Source organism: Aestuariivirga sp. (assembly GCF_047600585.1).
GTDB lineage: Bacteria > Pseudomonadota > Alphaproteobacteria > Rhizobiales > Aestuariivirgaceae > Aestuariivirga.
Window position 1 is genome coordinate 1,436,928 of the sequence record NZ_JASGKP010000001.1, and the last position, 16,926, is coordinate 1,453,853.

The 16,926-nt window shown below is 64.3% G+C and carries 15 protein-coding genes and 1 tRNA gene; 9 read left to right on the top strand and 7 right to left on the bottom strand.

Translation table 11 applies throughout. The features are described 5' to 3' along the window. Positions 1-75: 75 nt before the first annotated feature. The 6 genes from plsX to QM801_RS07020 all read left to right on the top strand — a co-directional run bounded on the left by plsX (position 76) and on the right by QM801_RS07020 (position 4,582). Entirely contained in the window at positions 76-1,134 is a 1,059-nt protein-coding gene (gene plsX, locus QM801_RS06995; RefSeq protein ID WP_415018487.1) for a phosphate acyltransferase PlsX, read from the top strand. A 7-nt stretch (positions 1,135-1,141) separates the two neighbouring features. Then, on the top strand, positions 1,142-2,104 hold the full coding sequence (locus QM801_RS07000; protein ID WP_415018488.1) for a beta-ketoacyl-ACP synthase III: 963 nt from the start codon (positions 1,142-1,144) through the stop codon (positions 2,102-2,104). Between the two features lie 103 nt (positions 2,105-2,207). Then, the gene (locus QM801_RS07005) at positions 2,208-2,525 is read left to right on the top strand and encodes an integration host factor subunit alpha (RefSeq protein ID WP_415018489.1); all 318 of its coding nucleotides are present in this window, start codon (positions 2,208-2,210) and stop codon (positions 2,523-2,525) included. Positions 2,526-2,546: 21 nt separating this feature from the next. After that, a complete protein-coding gene (locus QM801_RS07010; protein WP_415018490.1) occupies positions 2,547-3,059 on the top strand; it encodes a MerR family transcriptional regulator in 513 nt (170 codons plus the stop codon). Positions 3,060-3,127: 68 nt separating this feature from the next. Next, a complete protein-coding gene (locus tag QM801_RS07015) occupies positions 3,128-4,435 on the top strand; it encodes a lipopolysaccharide biosynthesis protein (RefSeq protein ID WP_415018491.1) in 1,308 nt (435 codons plus the stop codon). Between the two features lie 70 nt (positions 4,436-4,505). Then, a tRNA-Pro gene (locus tag QM801_RS07020) sits at positions 4,506-4,582 on the top strand. Positions 4,583-4,632: 50 nt separating this feature from the next. Here the strand turns inward: QM801_RS07020 and QM801_RS07025 are convergent. The 5 genes from QM801_RS07025 to QM801_RS07045 all read right to left on the bottom strand — a co-directional run bounded on the left by QM801_RS07025 (position 4,633) and on the right by QM801_RS07045 (position 10,645). Then, positions 4,633-5,970 (bottom strand): lipopolysaccharide biosynthesis protein, encoded by a 1,338-nt coding sequence (locus QM801_RS07025; RefSeq protein ID WP_415018492.1) that lies wholly within the window; start codon positions 5,968-5,970, stop codon positions 4,633-4,635. Next, entirely contained in the window at positions 5,967-7,220 is a 1,254-nt protein-coding gene (locus QM801_RS07030) for an O-antigen ligase family protein (RefSeq protein WP_415018493.1), read from the bottom strand. The genes QM801_RS07025 and QM801_RS07030 overlap by 4 nt, the downstream gene beginning before the upstream one ends. A 37-nt stretch (positions 7,221-7,257) precedes the next feature. Then, entirely contained in the window at positions 7,258-8,772 is a 1,515-nt protein-coding gene (locus QM801_RS07035; RefSeq protein ID WP_415018494.1) for an undecaprenyl-phosphate glucose phosphotransferase, read from the bottom strand. A gap of 86 nt (positions 8,773-8,858) precedes the next feature. After that, positions 8,859-9,941 carry a glycosyltransferase family 4 protein gene (locus QM801_RS07040; protein ID WP_415018495.1) on the bottom strand — a complete coding sequence of 361 codons (1,083 nt, stop codon included), beginning with the start codon at positions 9,939-9,941 and terminating at the stop codon, positions 8,859-8,861. Positions 9,942-9,955: 14 nt separating this feature from the next. After that, positions 9,956-10,645 carry a polysaccharide biosynthesis/export family protein gene (locus QM801_RS07045; protein ID WP_415018496.1) on the bottom strand — a complete coding sequence of 230 codons (690 nt, stop codon included), beginning with the start codon at positions 10,643-10,645 and terminating at the stop codon, positions 9,956-9,958. Between the two features lie 234 nt (positions 10,646-10,879). Here QM801_RS07045 and QM801_RS07050 point away from each other — a divergent pair, with 234 nt between their 5' ends. Further along, positions 10,880-13,117, top strand: coding sequence for an exopolysaccharide transport family protein (locus QM801_RS07050; RefSeq protein WP_415018497.1), 2,238 nt, complete (start codon positions 10,880-10,882; stop codon positions 13,115-13,117). A gap of 45 nt (positions 13,118-13,162) precedes the next feature. Continuing rightward, entirely contained in the window at positions 13,163-14,215 is a 1,053-nt protein-coding gene (locus tag QM801_RS07055; protein ID WP_415018498.1) for a polysaccharide deacetylase family protein, read from the top strand. 4 nt (positions 14,216-14,219) lie between these two features. On the opposite strand, the gene QM801_RS07060 is transcribed toward QM801_RS07055, so the two are convergent. Further along, entirely contained in the window at positions 14,220-14,429 is a 210-nt protein-coding gene (locus QM801_RS07060; protein WP_415018499.1) for a DUF2842 domain-containing protein, read from the bottom strand. 99 nt (positions 14,430-14,528) lie between these two features. On the opposite strand from QM801_RS07060, the gene QM801_RS07065 reads away from it, so the two are divergent. Next, complete coding sequence (locus QM801_RS07065; protein WP_415018500.1) at positions 14,529-15,593, top strand: COX15/CtaA family protein; 1,065 nt, start codon at positions 14,529-14,531, stop codon at positions 15,591-15,593. Here QM801_RS07065 and QM801_RS07070 read toward each other — a convergent pair. Further along, a complete protein-coding gene (locus tag QM801_RS07070; RefSeq protein ID WP_415018501.1) occupies positions 15,578-16,855 on the bottom strand; it encodes an O-acetylhomoserine aminocarboxypropyltransferase in 1,278 nt (425 codons plus the stop codon). The genes QM801_RS07065 and QM801_RS07070 overlap by 16 nt on opposite strands. Positions 16,856-16,926: the final 71 nt, after the last annotated feature.

The window sequence follows — 16,926 nt, forward strand, 5'->3', positions numbered from 1 at the left end:
TTTCGGGCGGACAAGGCTCTATTTTGCTTGGCCTGACGGTCCCCGGGGCGGGGTCCATGATTCGTGTGAGAATGAATGGCTGAGAAGCTGACAGTTGCGCTGGACGCCATGGGGGGCGACCAAGGTCCCGACATGGTGATTCCGGGAGCGGCGCTCGCCGCCCAGCGGCACCCGGGCTATTCCTTCCTGCTGTTCGGCGACCAGGCAAAGGTCGGGCCCGTTCTCGCAAGGCATCCCGGCCTGCAGAAGGTGGCGACGGTGCGTCACACCGAGGTCGCCGTGGCCATGGATGACAAGCCGAGCCAGGCCCTGCGCCGTGGGCGCGGCAAGAGCAGCATGTGGCAGGCGATCGATGCGGTGCGCCAGGGCGAGGCCCATGTGGCCGTCTCCGCCGGCAACACCGGCGCGCTGATGGCGATGGCGCGCTTTATCCTCCGCACCGTCGAAGGCATTGAGCGGCCCGCCATCGCCGCCGTGTGGCCCACCATGCGCGGGCGCAGCGTGGTGCTCGACGTGGGCGCCACGGTAGGTGCCGATGCCCGCCAGCTTCTCGAATTTGCGGTGATGGGCGAGGCAATGGCGCGCTGTCTCTTCGGCCTGCAGCAGCCCACGGTCGGCCTCCTCAACATCGGCGTGGAAGAGATCAAGGGCAATGAGTCCGTCAAGGAAGCGGGCCGCATCCTGCGCGAGATGAATTTGCCGCTGCACTATCACGGCTATGTCGAAGGCGACGACATCGGCAAGGGCACGGTCGACGTGGTTGTCACCGAAGGCTTCACCGGCAATGTGGCGCTGAAAGCCGCCGAAGGCACGGCGAAGCAGATCAGCAGCTTTCTCAAGTCGGCACTCACGCGGACACTCACTGCCAAGCTTGGCGCGCTTCTGGCTTCGGGCGCCTTCCGCGCCTTCCGCGACCGGCTCGACCCGCGCAAGCACAATGGCGGCGTTTTCCTCGGCCTCAACGGGATCGTGGTGAAGAGCCATGGCGGCACGGACGCCATCGGCTTTGCAACCGCGATCGATGTGGCCATCGACATGTACGCAAACGGCCTCGTGGCCAAGATCGCCGAAGACGTGGCGCAGGTGAATGCGCTGCTCACCCCATCTTCGCCTGCCGCAACGGCGGCGGAATAGGAGTTTTATGGTTCGCAGTGTCATCCGGGGTGTGGGCTCGGCCCTGCCGAAGCGCGTCATGACGAACGACGACATGAGCAAGGTCGTCGATACGTCGCATGAATGGATCGTGGAACGTACCGGCATCCACGCCCGTCACATTGCTGGCGAGGGCGAGACCACGCGTACGCTGGCCGTGGCTGCCGCGCGGGATGCGCTGGCCGCGGCGGGGATGGAGGTGGAGAAGATCGACCTCATCATCGTTGCAACCTCCACACCCGACCAGACCTTCCCGGCTACGGCAACATCCGTACAGGCCGACCTCGGCATCCGCCACGGCATGGCATTTGACGTGCAGGCGGTCTGCTCGGGCTTCGTCTATGCGCTGACCACGGCTGACGCCTTGCTCAAGGCGGGCCAGGCCAAGGCGGCGCTGGTGATCGGCTCCGAGACCTTCTCGCGCATTCTCGACTGGACAGACCGGACCACCTGCGTGCTCTTTGGCGACGGGGCGGGCGCCTTCGTGCTCACCGCCGAGAGCGACGGCGCCAATCGCGGCATTCTCGCCTGCAAGCTGCATTCCGATGGGCGCTACAATGACAAGCTCTATGTCGATGGCGGGCCATCCTCAACCCAGACGGTGGGTCACCTCCGCATGGAGGGAAAGGAAGTCTTCAAGCATGCCGTGGTCAACATCGCGGCGGTGATGCAGGAGGTTCTCGACGAAGCCAAGGTGCCGGCGGGCCAGATCGACTGGTTCGTGCCGCACCAGGCCAACCGCCGCATCCTTGAGGGAACAGCGCGCAAACTGGGGATTTCCGAAGAACGGATCGTGCTGACGCTCGACCGCCACGGCAATACTTCGGCGGCCTCAATCCCGCTCGCCTTCGACGTCGCCGTGAAGGATGGGCGAATCAAGACCGGCGATCTCGTGCTGATGGAAGCCATGGGCGGAGGCTTCACCTGGGGTGCGGTCCTGGCCCGGCTTTAAGTTCAGCATCTAAGCCCTTGAGAAAAGGCGCATTCGTTCCCGCGGGCAATTGACCGGCAAGGCAAAGCGCACTAGTTTGTGCAAACCTGAGGGAGGGATGCGTATGGGCAACAAGACTCTGACGCGGGCAGACTTGGCGGAAACCGTTCACCGGGACATCGGCCTGTCGCGAGCTGAATCAGCCGAAATGGTCAATGACGTTCTGGAACTTGTTTCCCAGGCGCTGGTGGAAGGGAACTCCGTGAAGCTCTCCTCCTTCGGTACCTTTCTTGTGCGTTCAAAGCGTGAGCGTATGGGCCGCAACCCCAAGACCGGCGAAGAGGTGCCCATCACCCCGCGCCGCGTTCTGGTCTTCCGGCCCAGCCAGGTGATGAAGAACATCATCAACGGACATGAGCCTGGCACCGACGACGAGACCTGACGACGGCAAGGAACTTTACTCGTGGAAAAATCTCCGGACGCCTTCCGCACCATCAGCGAAGTGGCGGATGAATTGAACGTTCCGCAGCACGTGCTGCGTTTCTGGGAAACCCGCTTCACGCAGATCAAGCCCATGAAGCGGGCCGGCGGGCGGCGTTATTACCGCCCGGCCGACGTGGACCTGGTGCGCGGCATCCGCGTACTGCTTTATGGTGAAGGCTACACCATCCGCGGCGTGCAGAAGATCTTCAAGGACGATGGCGCGGCGACGATCGTTGCCATCGGCCGCGGCGAAGCCAAGGCGCGGAAGCCCGAGCTTCTGGCCGAGAAGGCTCCGCCGCCCGGCATGGCAAAGGCCGCGCCCCGCATCGTCAAGGCGGTGGCGCCCCCCGTGGGCCGCGCGCCGCTTGCCCGCCCCATCGGCGAGGCGCCGAAGGTCATCCACAAGCTGACCGGCGGACAGACCGACACCCTGAAGGCGGCGCTGCGCGATCTTACCGACGCCCGCAAGCTTCTCGACCCCACCACGCGCTGACGCGCCCGGCCCGGGCAAACGCACTCGGATGAGTCCGTTGGCTCGCATGCTGCCCGAGGGGAGGCGACATGACCCTGAAGAAGATGATCGCCGCCCTTGCGGGTTATGTGGGTGCGCGCTTCCTGGGTGCGGGGCTCGGGCTTCTCACCCAGGTGGTGCTGGCGCGGGCGCTCATTCCGGAGCACGTGACGCAGGTCTTCATCGCCATGAGTGCGGCGGCGTTCTTCTCGCTGCTGATGAGTGGTGGCGAGACCCAGCTTGCCAGCACGCATCTGCCCAAGCTGCTCGCCCGCAATGAACGGAAGGCGGTTGCCGCCTATCACGGGCTGGTGCTGCGGCACATGGTGGTGGTCTTCGCGGTTCTGGTGGTGCTGCTCGTTGCGGTATGGCAGTTGAGGCTGCTGAAGCCGGAGGTGGTGATGCCGCTTGCGGTCGGGCTCGTCACCGCTCCGTTCTCGGGCTTCATGCGCTACAACGCCATGATCGCCAACAGTCTCCGCTGGTTCCCGCTCTCCTACATCCCTGACTTCATCGTGCGGCCGGTTCTCTTCCTTTCGGCGATTGCGATCTTCATCGCGCTCGGTCTTGGCGACAATGTCTATGCCGTGCTCGCCGCCTTCACGGTTCTGGTGTGGATCGTGGCCATTGGCCTTGCGGCCTCGATGCAGGGCGAGGACCTGAAGCTGCGGCACTGGTTCAGCTATCGCGCGCTCTACGCCCGCGTGTTGCGGCCCCGCAGCGTGGCCCTGCTGCTGGTGAGCATCGTCTCCTTCGCCTTTGCCGATGTGGTGATGCTGCTGGCGGGGTTCCTCTACGCCCCGGAGGATGCCGCCGTGGTCGGCGTCGCGGTGCGGCTTGCGGCGATCGCAGGATTCGTGCTGCAGGCGGGGCAGCTCTTCGTGCTTCCGGATTTCACCGCGGCGATGACGCGGCGGGATACCGCTGCTGCCAACACCGTGCTGTGGCGGATGAACAGCCTGACACTGCTCATTGCGCTCGCAGGGCTGGTGGCGGCGCTGTTGCTCGGGCGCTTCGTCCTGTCCTTCTTCGGCAGCCACTATGAGCAAGGCAGCCTGCTGCTGGTGCTGTTGCTGGTGGGGCAATCGATCCGCTCCATGGGCGGGATGAACCAGAACCTGCTGGCGATCGGCGGCTTCCAGATCCGCACCGCCATGCCCTGTGTCCTGGCGCTCGCCATCCTGCTGGTTGCAGCGATTGTGCTGGTTCCGGCGCTGGGGCTGACCGGGATCGGCTATGCCGTCATTGCAGCCGAATTGGCCTGGATGCTGTTCCTGGCCGCCCAGGCCAACAGCCTGTGCGGGCGGCGGGCAGACCTGCTCTGGCTGGCCCGGAATGCCCAGCAGGCGGTGAAGTAACCACGCGTCCTGAGGCTGCGAATTTCAAGGTGGACAAGGCGAAGGCCCCAAGCTACACGCTGGCGCAAGTCGGAGCGTAGCGCAGTCCGGTAGCGCACTACTCTGGGGGGGTAGGGGTCGCTGGTTCGAATCCAGTCGCTCCGACCATTTTTCTACCCCTTCACCCCGGTTCCCCCAACACCCGCGCCATGGCGCCTTCAGGCTCTCCGGGCGAACAATCCCAGCAGAGACGGGTCGAAACCTGCCGTGGCCTTCACCGTGCGCACAATCAGCAGGTTCGCGAAGATCAGTCCCAGCGTGTTGGGCACGGCGGCGCCATAGACGCCGAACCACGGAATGAGCAGGCACTGCAGCACGATGGTGAGGGCGTAGGACGCCGCCATGATCTTGAGGTAGGAACGTTCGCGCCCGATCATCTGCAGCATGAAGCCCGTGGGGCCCGCGATGGCATCGAAGGTGAAGCCCACGCCGAGGATCAAGAGCACCGAATAGGCGCTGACGAAGGCCGGATTGAAAAGCCCGAGCAGCGGCTTGCCGATGAGGGCAAGGATACCAAGCCCGAGCAGGGTCGGGAGGGCAATGGCCGCAGTGAGCAGACGGACGAGCCGCCGGAGTGCTGCATGATCACCGTTGTGATGATACTTGGCGATGAGCGGCGCGCTGATGAGATTGCCCGCGATCAGCAGCAGGCTGAGGATGTTGGCGGTGCGCAGTGCGGCGAAGTAGGGGCCCGCATCGGCGGGTGACATGAAGAAGCCGAGGACCACCACGTCGAACTGCTGGGCCGCCGAGGTGAGCGTGATTGCGCCCCACATGGGAATGCTGGTCTTGATCCAGAGCGGATAGTCATACTGCGGCGAGGGCTCGCGGAAGGCCGGCAGGAACTGCGGTGCCGCGCGCATGAACTGGGCAAAGACGATGACGAGCAGAATGCCGGCCGCGAGCAGCAGCACCTCAGTGGCATCCAGCCGGATGTGGCGGGTGATCACATAGAGCATCACGAGGCACAGCAGCGTGCGCCAGTAGATGTCGCGTGGCGCCATGGAGTGAAGCGTGTAGCCGAAGGCGCGGAGCGAGCTTGCCGCATATTCGCTCCAGGCGACGACCGGCAACAGGATGGCGGCTGCGTAGATGAAGCCCGTGGTCTGTTCGGGATAGACCAGCCCGTAACTCCAGGCGGCCAGTGCCACAAGCCCGCCCATCGCGAGCGGGAAGAGCAGGTTCACGGCGGCCGAAGCGCGGACGAAGCCATGCGCCAGCCGGGTTTGTCCGGCGGAGGAGTATTGCGCATAGAAGCGCAGGATGGCGGTGCCGAGGCCGAGGTTGGCGAAGACCGACAGCGTGATGGCAAGGCTGAAGCCGATGGCGAAGCGGCCGTACTCGGCCTCATCCATAGCGCGGGCAATCACCACGAACATGAGGAAGCTGAGGACCGCCGCCCCCACCTTGATGACCAGGGCGAGGAGACCTTTTCCGAGCACACCCTTGATGGTGGGATCGTCGAGGAGCGCCTTGACGCGGGCAACGGGGTTCATTGCGCGCTCGCGGCCTGCAGGTGTTGCGGGTAGCGGAGCGTGTCGGTCGCGGTGAGCGCGAAGTAGCCCCAGGTGAGGCCGATCAGCCAGTAGAAATGCCGCCAGTGATCGGTGTCGATCTGGATGCCCTGCAGGATGGTGGTGAGGGTGGGCGCGAAGACGGCAATGGCCTGCCCCTGCCACGGCGTTTTCATCCACACGGCGCGAACGCCGGCATAGAGCGTGCTGATGATAAGGGTGAAGTAGCTCACGCCGCCGAGCCAGCCATAGGAGGCGAAGGCATTGATGAAGGTGTTGTGGGGGTCCTGGCCGAAGAGCTTGTGGAAATTGAGCGGCCCGAAGCCGAGCGGGCTCACCATCAGCACCGGCAGGCTGCGCAGCTGGTTGCCGAAGCGCCCGGTCTCGCCAGCGTCATAGGACTGCAGGAGCGCAAAGCGTTCGATGAACATGGCGCGCGTCGAGGGGATGCTCATCACCAGCGAGAAGCCGATGAAGCCCACGAACAGGCCACCGATGATGAAGTAGATGACCCGCATGCGGGAGTCGTGGCGAGGCGGAAAGAGGAACGACAACCCCGCAACGATCATGGCGGCGGCGAAGAAGTTGACCCAGGCGCCGCGCGAGAAGCTGACGAACAAGGCAAGGGCGATGAGGCAGAGGGAGAGCAGGCAAAGCACAGGGCGGCGGAGCGTGCCCGCGATGAGGCCCTGGACGATCATCATTGCCGGCAGGATCAGATAGGTGGAGAAGACGTTGGGGTCCTTGAAGAGGCCTGTGGCGCGGCCGGGCATCGCCGGGTTCTTGATGATGCCGGCGATGTGGAAATAGTCGGCCAGGCCGAAGAAGGCCGCGACCGTGGCGCCGACGATGAGGCCGGAGCGGATCACGGCATAGCGGCGGTCGGTGTCCTCGGAGATGTAGAGCGCCAGGATCATGGCGGAGAAGGCCATGTAGAAGGAGGTAATGACGAACATCACCGCCTTCGGGTCAGGTGTCTCGGCAAAGAAACTGCCGATACCGCCGATGTTGTAGAGGAGCAGCATCATGATCAGCGGCATGATGGTGATGGCGGGGTTGAAGCGGCCCGTGAAGAAGGCGACCAGCACCAGCAGGAACATCAGATCGACAGGCGCCGGCTCCACGAAGACGACGAACGAGACGGCAAACATGAGCCAGACGAGGCCGTTGCGGATCTGCTCGGCGGAAAACCCCGCAACAAGCGGCCATTCGCGCCCCATCTGCCCGTGCATCTTACATCCTCGTCTGACCCTCCGCGGGCAGGCCGCCTCAATAGGCGTTGCTGGTGTTGAACAGGGCCAGCGGAGTTCTTGCCAAGATGTAAAGATCGAAGGTTAACGACCAGTTTTCGATGTAGTGGAGATCGTGCTCGACGCGGGCGCGGATCTTCTCCTCCGTGTCGGTCTCGCCGCGCCAGCCGTTCACCTGGGCCCAGCCGGTCATGCCCGGCTTCACCCGGTGGCGGGCGAAGTAGCCCTGAACGGCGTTCTCGTAGAGCGTGCCGGCGGCACTCGCCCGGGTGGCATGGGGGCGCGGACCAACGAGCGAGAGTTCACCCTTCAGCACGTTGAACAGCTGCGGCAATTCATCGAGCGTCGTCTTGCGGATGAAGCGGCCCACGCGGGTGACGCGGGGGTCGTCCTTGGTCACGAGCTTGCGGGCGTCCACGTCCGCCTGGTCGGTGTACATGGAGCGGAACTTGTAGACCTCGATCAGCTCGTTGTTGAAGCCGTAGCGCTTCTGCTTGAAGAGCACCGGTCCCTTGCTGTCGAGCTTCACGGCAAGTGCGACAAGCGCCATCACCGGGGAGAGCAGGAGAAGGGCGAGCGAGGCGATCACGCGGTCTTCAATTGCCTTGAAGAACGGCCCCCATTCGCCGAGCGGCTTGTCGAAGACGTCAAGCAGGGCGAGGTTGCCGATGTAGGAATAGGCGCGGGGCCGGTAGCGCAGGCGCTGCGAGGCGGCGCTGAGGCGGATGTCGACCGGCAGCACCCAGAGGCGCGAGACGATCTGCATCAGGCGGTTTTCGGCGTTGACAGGCAGCGTCACGATGAGGGTATCGACGCGCGAGCTGCGGACGAAGGAGATGAGGTCGGCGATGGTGCCAAGCTTCTTGATGCCACGCATTTCTGCCGGGCTGCGGTCGTCGTTGCGATCATCGAAGATGCCGACGAGGGTGATGGCTGTGTTGTGGGAGTGCTGGAGGGCAGCAATGGCGGCCTCCGCTTCCTCGCCGCCGCCCACGATCACGGCGCGGCGGTTGAGCTGTCCGTTGGCGTTGAAATAGCGCACCACGGCGGCTGCGGCGAAGCGGGCTGCGAGCAGCCAGCCGAAGCCCGAGACGCTCCAGGTGAGGAACCAGCCGCGCGAGAAGCTTTCGCCGAGCTGGGTGGCAAAGGCGCCCAGGGCGAGGACACCGATGAAGCACACCCAGATGGCGGCAAGGCGCGGCGCGCTGCGCAAGGGATTGAGGAGGTTCTCGAGGCGGTAAAGCCCCATCATCTGAGCCACGGCGGGCACGCCCACGGCCATGGTCAGGATGATGGCCGCATAGATGGAAGCGGGCTTGGCCTGCGCGAGGGAGGGATAGATCGCCAGCTGCACGATGGCCACTGTGGCAATCGCCAGCATTTCCGCGAGCCGCAGAAGCGTGATGACAACGCGCGGGGAGACAAAGGGCTTCGCCGCGCCCTTGTCGTCTTCGCCGCGGGGGGGAATGGTTGCAGTGAGGTTCGAAAGGTCGACGGATGTCGCCTTCTCGATAGGACCAGGAAGATAATTCATTGCCGTGTCGCCGTGTACCAACTTGGAACAGAGGGTTCTGTTCTGTGGTGCACAGAGCAAGGCGAGGGCCCGGCCGTAACCTTTGGTTAACGCTGCAAGGCCGTGTAGAAGCTGGTGATTGTCTGGGTCATGGCTTCAACCGAGGTCGAACTGCGCATGCTGTCGGCAAGGGCTGAGGCCTTTTGGGCCGCAAGCGCCGGGTCGGCGAGCGTACTGCGGATAAGGCTCGCGATCTGGCCTGCATCGGGGGCACAGAGCCTGTCGGCGGGCAGGACCTCGGGGATGCCGCCCACGCGGGTGGCGATGAGCGGGAGGGCGGCGGCCGCTGCTTCCAGCACGACATAGGGGAAGGATTCGTTCCGGGACGGCACAACCATGACCCGGCCCAGTTTCATCGCCTCATGGATCGGCAGGCGGCCCGCAAAGCGCACCCGGTCGGCGAGCCCCAGGGACTGGGAGAGGGCGGTGAAATCCGCAAGTTCGGGCCCATCGCCGACGATCGTAAGGCTGACGCCCCGCAGCGTGGTGAGGGCGTTCAGTAGAATGTCGATGCCTTTCAAGTGGCGGACCTCGCCCACGAACAGAAGGTCGGTCGCATCCGGGTTGGCCTGCGCTGGTTCGAATTCCTCCGGCCACAGGCCGTTTTGCGCAACGACCGACGGCTTGCCTGCCAGGCCGATCTTTCCGGCAAAGGCATTGCGCTCAAAATCGCAGACGAAGACGAAGCCCGAGCCCATGCGGGCAAGAAGCTTTTCAGTGGAGAGGAAGGCCGCCCCCGTGGGGCTTTGCCAGCGGTAGTGCAGACTGCCGCCGTGGGGCGTGTAGAGCGAGGGAATGCCCTGTTGCCAGCCCACCACGCGGGCGATGAGGCCGCCCTTGGCGCCGTGGCCGTGGATGATGTCGAAGCGGCCCTGCTTCGCCATGGCGCCAGCCTCGCGGATGGCGGAGAGATCGGAGGGCGCGGGCAGGCGGCTGATCGCTTCGGTGGTGATGCCCGCCGTGCAGAAGGCGGCGCAGGCGGCGAGGGTCTTTTCGGCCAAGGGCCCGCCGGTCGTGGAATCGCAGAACAGGCCGATCTCATGGCCGAGCGCGTGCTGGCCCTTGGCAAGATCGCGGACATGACGGAACAACCCGCCGACGGGGCTGCGGAAGACATGGAGAATGCGCATGGGGCGGCTTTGCGTCAGAACCAGCGTTCACGCACGAAAACGATGTCACCAGGGTAAACCTGCGTGGTGACCGGGACCTTGTAGGTCTTGGTTCCGGCGGCGGTGCGGCGGGTGAGCAGCACCGGCCCCTGATCGGCGCGCGGGCTGTAACCGCCTGCCGTGGCGATGGCCTGCTGGATGGTGAGCCCGCCCTGGTAGGGGAAGGAGCCCGAGGCGGTGACTTCGCCCATGATGTAGAAGGGGCGGAGATTGATGGTCTGCACCGAGACCTGCGGATCCCGCAGGTAGCCCGCCTGCAGGCGCTGGACGATGACCTTCTCGATCTGGGCGCTGGTCATGCCGGCCACGGACACCGACTGCACATAGGGCATGGAAAGAATGCCGGCGGGATCGACAACATATTCGCCCGTGAGATCGGATTCGCCTGCGACGCGGATGCTCAGGCGGTCGCCGGCGCCAACGCGGTAGCCGGCACCATACTCATAGGCCGCCGCTTCGCCCTTCGCGGCATAGGGCGGGATGGCGCCTGCCGCATTGCGGGTGGGCAATTGTGAAATTGAGGAAACGGCGTCGGGGCCTTCGGCGAGGGTGTCATTCACGGTCACTCCCGTGCCGCCGGCGGGCGATGTGGGCCCATCGGTTTCCCACGTGCTGGCGCAGGCTTGCAGCGAGACAGCCATGAGAAGGAGGAGAGGAAGACGCATTTGACACCACGCTTGAAACAGACCCGTGCGCGAGGTCAGCCCTCGCGCGACGCCTACAGGCATACGTCGGTTATGGTGAACAATCACTTAAACGCCATGGTTATGAAGGCGTTAATGGAATGGAAACCATAAGGCCCGAAAGGTGGGTCAAACGGCAGACAAGCCCTTGGGGCGAGTCGCTATTCTTGCGTGTGACGAGTGTTCAGGGACGATATGCAGCAGCCTCCCCAAGTGATGACCGGTCTCAGCATCGCGGATATCGCGCGCGGCATGCTGCGCCGGCCGCTGTTGGTCTTGTCCTGCCTCATCCTGGGCGGCGTGGCGGGCTTCGGCATCATCTCCGTGAACAAGCCGCAGTATGCGAGCGAGGCGCAGATCCTCGTCAGCAATCTCTCGACACCTTTCGACCAGCCCAACGGGGCACAGGACGTGAAAGCGGATCCGATCGATGACCGTTTCGTCGCCTCGCAGGTTTCGGTGCTGAAGTCGGAAGACCTGGCAACGCGCGTGGTGAAGCAGCTGCAGCTGGAAGGACAGGGCGAGTTCGATCCCATCCGCAATGGCGTGGGCAAGATCAAGCAGAAGCTGCTCGCTCTCGGCTTCGGCACGGACATGCGCCTGATGGACAAGCAGCAGCGCGCCGTCCTGCATCTCGAAGATAATGCCTCGATCTATCAGGTGCCGCAGTCGAACGTGATCGTGGTCCGCTACACGGCTCTTGATGGAAAGACGGCCGCAACCGTGGCCAATGCGCTGGCCGAGACGTACGTGCTCTCCACACGCGAGAATGAATCCGGCACCAACGCCCGGGCCCGCGACTGGCTGAGCGGCCAAATCGACATCCTCCGCACCAAGGTGGCGGAGTCGGAAGCCGCTGCAGAGAAGTTCCGCGCCGATGCAGGCCTGCTCAAGGGGCAGAACGCGACGCTGGGCACGCAGGAAATTTCCGAACTCAATACCCAGATCACGCTCGCCGAGGCGGCAAGCAGCGAGGCCCGCGCCAAGGCCGATGCCATTCAGGAGATGCTCGCCAGCAAGGGCTCGGTCGATACCTCCGCCGACGTGATCAACAATGCCGTGGTGCAGCGCCTGCGCGAGCAGCAGGTTGCCGCCATGCGCAAGGTTTCCGAGCTTTCCGCCACCTATCTCCCCAACCATCCCAAGATGATTGCGGCGAACCGCGAACTGACGGGGATCGAGAAACAGCTTCGACGTGAGGCTTTGAAGGTCGTGGACTCGCTGCAGGGCCAGGCGAAGGTCGCTGAAGCCCGCGCTGCGAGCCTGAAGCAGAGCCTTGAGGAATTGAAGACCCGCGAAGGTGAAGCGTTGCAGAGCGACGTGAAGCTCAAGGAACTTGAGCGCGAAGCCGCCGCGAACCGCCAGCTTCTTGAAACCATGCTGGCCCGCTTTGCCGACGCCAATGCGCGGCAGGACCTGAACCTCCAGCCGGGCTACGCCCGTATCATCCAGACGGCAAGCGTGCCTGCCGTTCCCTTCTTCCCGAAGGCGGGACCGACGTTCCTGCTGACGACACTCGCTGGCCTTGCCATGGGTCTTGGCCTTGCCTTCCTGTTCGAAGTGGTGAAGCAGTCGGGCCGCATTGCCGAACTTGCCACACGCCAGACCGCGCCCACGCCGCCGCAGCCGGAACGCGTGCATGTGGCGCAGGGCAACAGCAACGTCGTCATTCCGCCGATTGTGGTGGCACCTGCCATTGTGGAGCAACCGCCATCGCCTCCTTCGCCGCCGCCTGCTGCAGCTGCCCCCGTGCCGCAACCGCAGGAGCAGATGCCGCAGCTTCTGGCTTCGCTTCCCGCCGTGCCCCAGCTCATGACCGCGCTGAAGATGCTCGACAGCGCCTCGGATCATCCGGAACTGTCCGAGCCGCTCACCCGCATCGCCGCTGCCGTGACGGAAGCAGCCTCGAAGGGCGCAAAGACATTCGCCTTCGCCAGCATCGGCGGCACCTTCGATGCGGCCTTCACCAGCCTTGCGCTGGCCCGCATGCTCTCGTCGCACAAGGTGAAGACCGCCGTGATCGATGTCACCCCGGCGCGGCCCACCGTGCAGGACCTGTTGCGTGATCCTGCAGGCCCGGGGCTGATGGACCTCATCGCCGGCACGGCCGATGTCTCGAAAATTCTTGTGCGCGATGCCAAGAGCACGGTGCACGCGATCCGCCTTGGCCAGGCCACCCATCCGTCCCATGTGCTGGGTGAGCGCATGCCGGCGATCCTGACCTCGCTTGCGGGCATCTACGATGTGGTCATCCTCAATGCCGGTGAAGCCTCGGCGGCAACGCCGGATGCCGTGCAGGGCGTTTCTTCCGTGCTGCTGCTGGCCTCTGCCGCGCGCCACAAGGATGCCGCCATTGCAGCGCGTTCGCTCACCTCGCGTGGCGTGCAGCGCGTGTCGTACATCCGCATCAACCCGCGTGACCAGGGTGGTGCGGACCTGCGCGCCACGGGCTAGCCGTTAAGACAATCTTACCGTCATTGTGATGTGGTCCGGGCCCTCATGTCCACGGGCACAAAACTCCTGCGTCTGACCTTCGAGACCCTGCATCGCTCCGGCGTTGCGGCAGCTCTCCGTCCATGGAGTCAGGGTCTCGGCGTCATCTTCTGCATGCATTCCGTGCAGCCGGAGAAGCCGAGCGCCGACGGCTTCACGCCCAACGCGGGATTGACCTCGACGCCGGAGTTTCTCGATGCCGCGCTCACCATGCTGCGGCAGGCGGGCTATGATCTCATCTCGCTTGACGATGCCCTGCTGCGCATCGAGGAGGGCCGGAGCGCGAAGCCCTTCGCCGTGTTCACGCTCGATGACGGATACCGCGACAATCTCGTTCACGCCTTGCCCGTCTTTGAAAAGCATTCCTGTCCCTTCGTCGTCTACGTGACGCCGGGTTTCGTCGAAGCCTCGACCGAAATGTGGTGGCTGGCGCTTGAGCGCATCATCGACAAAGAAACGGGCCGCCTCGAGGCTGGAAACGTCTCTGCCGTTCTCGATGGGTCTGCGGCGTCGAAGTGGGCGGCCTGGTCGGTCCTCTCGCCTGTGGTGCAGGGCATGCCGGAGCACGAGCAGCGGACATGGATCAGGGAGACGTCGGCGCGTTTCGGTTTCGACCTTGCAGCGCTGTGCCAGGAGTTGATCATGAGCTGGAACGAGGTGCGCAAGCTGGCCGCCCATCCGCTCGCCACCATCGGGGCGCATACGCTCAATCATTTCGCCGTATCGCGGTTGCCGGAAGAGGAGGCGCGGCGCGAGATCACCGTCTCCGGCAAGGCGCTGGAACGCGAACTCGGCAGGCCGGTTCGTCACTTCGCGTACCCCTATGGAAATGTTGCTCACGCCGGCGTGCGGGATTTCCGGCTTGCGGCGGAAGCGGGCTATGCCACAGCCGTAACCACGCGCATGGGGACCGTGTATCCCCAGCATGTGCGGCACCTGCAGGCGCTGCCGCGTGTCATGGTGTCGAGCAAGTATGCCGAGCCGCGCTGGCTCAAGGTTCTCGCCTCGGGATTGCCGGGCCGGATGAACAATCTCGGCCGCAAGCTGAACGTGCGTTGATCCCCTACGCAGGATCTGGCTTCGACATCCAGCGGATGATGATCATGGCCACGGGCAGCCAGGCGAGGCCAGCGAGAATGTAGAACGGCAGTTCGATCAGGATGCCGTGCCCCACAACATATTGCCCGCCCACCGCCATCACGACGAGGGCGTAAAAGACGAGCCAGAAGAACATGGCGAAGGTGCCGATGAATTTGCGGGTGCGGATGGTCATGGCCGACTGCTTAGCCTTCCGCTACGTGTCACGGAAGGGCCCGGATTTCCCTTCGCGAAGGGGGCAGGGCTGCGGCGTTCCGACTGTCTTGATGGGGCCGTGGCGAAGGCCTATGTGGCGGCCATGACTGCGCAATCCCTCGATCAGAACAGGCCCGTTCCCGCCGCCGTTTCCATCTGGCTCTGGGTGGTGGCGGCGATGATCTTCTGCATGGTGATCGTCGGCGGGGCCACGCGCCTCACCGACAGCGGCCTCTCCATTACGGAATGGCAACCTTTGCTGGGTGCCATCCCGCCGCTCAACGAGGCGGACTGGATGCAGGCCTTCGAGAAATACAAGCTCATCCCGGAATATCAGATCCAGAACCGCTGGATGTCGCTGGAAGATTTCAAGTTCATCTACTGGTGGGAATGGTCGCACCGCTTCCTGGGGCGCACCATCGGCATCGTCTTCTTCGTGCCGTTCCTCTACTTCGTCGTCACCAAGGCCATCCCGCGGCGGCTGTGGCCACGACTTGCGCTGATCTTCGTGCTGGGGGGTGCCCAGGGGGCGCTCGGCTGGTTCATGGTGGCCTCGGGCCTCAGCGAACGCACCGACGTCAGCCAGTACCGGCTGGCGGCACATCTGTCTCTGGCCGTCGCCCTGTTTGCGGGCGTGGTCTGGACGGCCCTTGGCATTCACACCCGCCGCGTGTGGCAATCCGCCGGGGAAAATGTGATGGCATTGCTGCTGATCCCTCTCATCTTCCTGCAGATTGCGGCCGGAGGGTTTGTCGCCGGGCTTGATGCGGGCTTTGCCTCCAACACCTGGCCCACCATGAACGGCGAATGGATCCCGGCGGGGCTTTACTCAGCACAGCCCTCGTGGCGGAACATCTTCGAGAATGCTCTCACCGTGCAGTTCAATCACCGGCTGCTGGCCTATGCCATCGTGCTCTACGTGCTGGTGATGGCGCTTCGCGGTCCCCGCAGCGCCTGGGTGGTGATGGCGGCGGTGCTGGCCCAGGCCACGCTGGGGATCATGACGGTCGTGCTCGGCGTGCCGCTGCCGGTTGCCCTCGTGCACCAGGGCGGGGCGCTCGTGTTGCTCGCCCTCGCCCTGTGGCACCTTCATCGTCTGCTGCTGAGGCCCGTGAGCCCCGGCATGGTTCACGCCATCGCCTGATCCAGATCGGCGATGATGTCGGCAACGTCCTCGATGCCGATCGAGAGGCGGACGACGTCCGGTCCTGCACCCGCCTTCACCAGCTGATCCTTGCTCAGCTGGCTGTGCGTGGTCGAGGCGGGATGGATGATGAGCGTGCGCGTGTCGCCGATGTTGGCGAGATGCGAGCAGAGTTTCACCGATGACACGAGCTTGATGCCGGCGTCATAGCCGCCGCGCAGGCCGAAAGTGAAGACGGCGCCCGCACCGCGCGGCGCGTACTTCTTCTGAAGTGCGTGCTGTTTGTCGGACGGCAAGCCGGCGTAATTCACCCACGCCACTTTCGGATGCCTGGAAAGCCATTCCGCCACCTTGAGGGCATTGTCGCAATGACGCTGCATGCGGAGCGACAGGGTTTCCATGCCGGTGAGGATGAGGAAGGCGTTGAGTGGCGCAATGGCCGGTCCCAGGTCACGCAGCCCCAGCACGCGGCAGGCAATGGCGAAGGCGATATTGCCGAAGGTCTCGTAGAGCTTCATGCCGTGATAACTCTCGTTGGGTTCGGAGAGCAGGGGATACTTGCCGCTCTTGCCCCAATCGAAGTTGCCGCCGTCGACGATGATGCCGCCCATGGAGTTGCCGTGACCACCCATGAACTTGGTGAGCGAGTGCAGCACGATGTTGGCGCCGTGGGCGATGGGCGTGCAGAGGTAGGGCGTGGCCAGCGTGTTGTCCACGATCAGCGGAACGCCCGCCTTCTGCGCCACCTTGGCGATGGCCCCGATATCGGTGATGCGGCCGCCGGGATTGCAGATGGACTCGATGAAGATCGCCTTGGTCTTGGGCGAGATCGCCTTCTCGAACGAAGACGGGTCTTCCGCATCGGCCCATACGACATGCCAGCCGAAAGACTTGAAGGAGTGGTTGAACTGGTTGATCGAGCCGCCGTAGAGCTGGCGCGCCGCCACGAACTCGTCGCCCGGCTGCATGATGGTGTGGAAGGCAAGCAGCTGGGCCGCGTGGCCCGAGGCCACCGCAAGTGCTGCCGTGCCGCCTTCGAGGGCCGCAACCTTCGATTCCAGCACCGCCTGCGTGGGATTCATGATGCGGGTGTAGATGTTGCCGAAGGCGCGCAGTGCGAAGAGATCGGCGGCATGCTGCACGTCATTGAAGACGTAGGCCGTGGTTTGATAGATGGGCGTGACGCGGGCGCCGGTTGCAGGGTCGGGCGAGCCGCCCGCATGAATTGCAAGGGTGTCAAATCCCGGTTTTTTCTCAGCCATGTTCCTGATCCTCCAAAGGGATCATGAAGCTAGAACGGCACCGGGATTTGCGCAACGTTTGATCAGCGGCG

Excerpts from the sequence above, each read along its gene's own strand:
- plsX (WP_415018487.1), top strand. The coding sequence starts at position 76 with ATGGCTGAGAAGCTGACAGTTGCGCTGGACGCCATGGGGGGCGACCAA.
- QM801_RS07000 (WP_415018488.1), top strand. The coding sequence starts at position 1,142 with ATGGTTCGCAGTGTCATCCGGGGTGTGGGCTCGGCCCTGCCGAAGCGC.
- QM801_RS07005 (WP_415018489.1), top strand. The coding sequence starts at position 2,208 with ATGGGCAACAAGACTCTGACGCGGGCAGACTTGGCGGAAACCGTTCAC.
- QM801_RS07015 (WP_415018491.1), top strand. The coding sequence starts at position 3,128 with ATGACCCTGAAGAAGATGATCGCCGCCCTTGCGGGTTATGTGGGTGCG.
- QM801_RS07025 (WP_415018492.1), bottom strand. The coding sequence starts at position 5,970 with ATGAACCCCGTTGCCCGCGTCAAGGCGCTCCTCGACGATCCCACCATC.
- QM801_RS07030 (WP_415018493.1), bottom strand. The coding sequence starts at position 7,220 with ATGCACGGGCAGATGGGGCGCGAATGGCCGCTTGTTGCGGGGTTTTCC.
- QM801_RS07035 (WP_415018494.1), bottom strand. The coding sequence starts at position 8,772 with ATGAATTATCTTCCTGGTCCTATCGAGAAGGCGACATCCGTCGACCTT.
- QM801_RS07040 (WP_415018495.1), bottom strand. The coding sequence starts at position 9,941 with ATGCGCATTCTCCATGTCTTCCGCAGCCCCGTCGGCGGGTTGTTCCGT.
- QM801_RS07045 (WP_415018496.1), bottom strand. The coding sequence starts at position 10,645 with ATGCGTCTTCCTCTCCTCCTTCTCATGGCTGTCTCGCTGCAAGCCTGC.
- QM801_RS07050 (WP_415018497.1), top strand. The coding sequence starts at position 10,880 with ATGACCGGTCTCAGCATCGCGGATATCGCGCGCGGCATGCTGCGCCGG.
- QM801_RS07055 (WP_415018498.1), top strand. The coding sequence starts at position 13,163 with ATGTCCACGGGCACAAAACTCCTGCGTCTGACCTTCGAGACCCTGCAT.
- QM801_RS07060 (WP_415018499.1), bottom strand. The coding sequence starts at position 14,429 with ATGACCATCCGCACCCGCAAATTCATCGGCACCTTCGCCATGTTCTTC.
- QM801_RS07070 (WP_415018501.1), bottom strand. The coding sequence starts at position 16,855 with ATGGCTGAGAAAAAACCGGGATTTGACACCCTTGCAATTCATGCGGGC.